We start from the raw sequence: 2,997 nt of genomic DNA, 5'->3' as shown, positions 1-2,997 counted from the left end.
AGCTTCTATAATCTTTCCCTGTAAATCAGCAATTAAAATTGCTTCACCTGCATCTCGCATAAATGCATGGTACTTCAGCTCTGATTTTTTTAATTTTTCTTCAGCTTTTTTGCATTTTGTTATATCAACATAAGTTGTAATAATTATGTTATTTAAACTTGAGATCAAAGTAGATGTCACACTAAGCCAAATCACTTCTTTACTTTCTTGAACTACCCCCATTCGTAAATTTTCAACAGTGCTTTTTTCTCTACAAGCTACAATCCAAGCATATTCTTCTTTTGACATTTCTGTGCCATCATATCTGATTATTTTCAACTCTAACTGAGCAGCTTTGATTGATTTAATTCCCTGTCTTTGCCAACCAAACATCTGCTTTGCTTTGCTATTAATTTCAATAAAATTACCTATATTATCTGTAACAAAAAAACCTATTTTCAAAATATTTAGTACAGCTTTATATTCTTCCAAACTACGATATAAGTTTCGTTTAACTTGAGTAAAATCTTGATTCTTATATCGATCAACTGAGATTTTTTTAAAAGAAATTTTTGACATTTTATTGAAATAATTAGTTGGCAAAAACCATGATTTTTTTCTGCTTTTATCGACCTTATATAAATTATCTAATTCAATAAAAAGATGTTCAAATATTTGCTTTTCCCTGTTTATAGCAATATATGGTAGTTGAAAATTAGAGTTTTCTATCAGACTATTATTTAAAAGTGAAATAGGAGATTTTTTTGTATTATTATCTTCTACAACTTCTTGAAAAATTGATATTTTATTGTCAGTTATATCTGTTGAAATACCATCGATTCTCACAGGTTCTCCACAAGCATTACAAACAAGTTTAGCTCGAACATCTAACCATCTAATTTCTTGTTCAGAACTAGAAGAATAACGAATGATTCTATATTGTAGTGTTAAGAATTTATTTGAACTAATAATAGCTATAGAATCTTCTACTTTTTGCCGATCTTCAGGATAAATGACTTCTAGCCAAGAGAGAGGATTTCTTAATAAATCAGATACTGGTTTTCCGTAGATTATTTCAGCACTATCACTAAGGTAAAGAAGATTTTTTGTTAATGGTTCAATTGACCACAACACACTTTCCATAGATGTGATAATATTTTGGCATATTTCCTGACTACTTGCACTATATCGATGAGTATTATTCATAGCCTAACTACCAGATTTATATAGGAAGTTGAAAATTTAAATTTGACCTAAACAAAACTTAATAATAATCAAATTTTTTATCAGGTCCTTTATTAATATCAGTCACTTTTACCCATATCCATTGATAAAATTTCACATCTAAGGATAAGTTAATTATAAATTATAATTATTTCCCAGGAATTATAGAAATGGCTTAAGTAGTTACTCTTATCCTTTTCCGATAACTTTCAATCATAATAATTTGAGTGGCTATAATAAAGTTAAAAAAAATTAGAAGGAGCGATCGCAGAAATTATTAGTATATAAATGGAAGTTAAAAATTATAAATTCAGGAGAGATAAATATCTGAATTAAACCGCTTCCCTATTTTAGTTATGAGATTTTACTGACAGGATGTATAGAAAAATTATAGATTTTATATCATGTTTGGTTGAATACTTATAAATAACTGTTGTGAGGAGTCAGGAGGGAAGAAAGTAGGAATGCATAGGAAATATTGGAGAATAGAGAATTGATAATTTCAGTATTTCTTTGGTACGATTGGTAGTGTTAGTCCTTAAATTTTATTTATAACTGATTACCCACAATTTTGTAGCTCCCCTACAGGGGAAACATGATATTACCGAATAATTAATAATTACAGCAGTTTTGGAGTTGATGAGGTACAAAATTTTAGGACTTTAGGGAGTAGGGAGTAGGCAGTAGGGAAAAAAAGATTAATTTTTAAACTGTACCTCACTATCCGCGCAAAGTGCTGTAAATAATTCTGTTTTCAAGCCTCCCCTTTTAAGGGGAAAAAGCGGTCGAAGGATGGCGAAGTCTCCTCGCCATATCCAATCGACCAAGAGAAAAAATAATATTTCCTTATATTCAATTCCGTAGCAGTTTTAACCAGAGGTAATTATCCATTATCAATTAATTAAACATATCTTCGTATATATATGGCAATTCCTGGCGTTGGTGAATCAAACTATGAAAGCTAAATTTTGCCAAATATAAAACAATACGGTTCAGTTAATAGCTAGACCATCGCCATTAAAGCACAATCATAGCCGAAATCACCAACGCCGATAAATCAATTAATACTGTTCCGAAATTTTGGTACATCAAAAGATTATTTACAGGAATTATATAAAAGACAAAGTTCTACAAATCGTGTGGAATTATGTGTAATTCCTGATGTGTTTATGTGTATTTAGGGCTTGCTGAATAAAAATACATGATTTAGGAATATTGAGAATGTAAAATGTAAAATTCAGACTAGCTAATAATTTTATAGTTTAATATCATATCTCTTTAAATAAACACAATAAAAAATTGGTTGTCTTGCGTAGTAATGGTGAGGTCAAAAAGGTTCAAAAAGTTAGCATAAAAGGCTCACTAGGGCAGAAAAATTAATAGATCATTTTTCCGACTAATACCAACTTGATAAATGTTTGTTACAAATATTAGAAGTAAGAAAAAAGGAAGAGAGAAGAAGGAAGAAGGGGTAAATTTTGAAAAAGATGGGAAAACAATATAAATAACTATCTAAAATGAACTGAATCAGCTTTTTTTAAAGATACCCGTTCTAGAGCCACTTTTTATAGCATTCTTTTTTCAAATTGGTATAATACCAAATCTCAAAAGTCTTGCTACATCTCCTTGAAAGTAGGGAGTAGGGAGTAGGGAGTAGGGAGTAGGGAATAAGGTAAAAAGAGATAATATATCTTGGTTTAATGCCGAGAATCGTTACAAAAATGATTTAAGCATTATTATTACTTACAGCGCTTTTCATTTGAGTAGACCACAAAATTATTTTTGGCACTTAGA

At 29.9% G+C, this 2,997-nt stretch carries 1 protein-coding gene; it reads right to left on the bottom strand.

Annotated features, from left to right (window positions below; translation table 11 throughout):
* The coding region (locus AC3DU7_RS24250) for a PAS domain-containing protein (RefSeq protein WP_488041863.1) at positions 1-1,185 on the bottom strand (1,185 nt) is incomplete at its 3' end.
* Positions 1,186-2,997: the final 1,812 nt, after the last annotated feature.

This window comes from Okeania sp. (assembly GCF_983059655.1).
The sequence above is the reverse complement of the archived record's forward strand: the minus strand, read 5'-3'. Positions and strand labels throughout refer to the sequence as shown.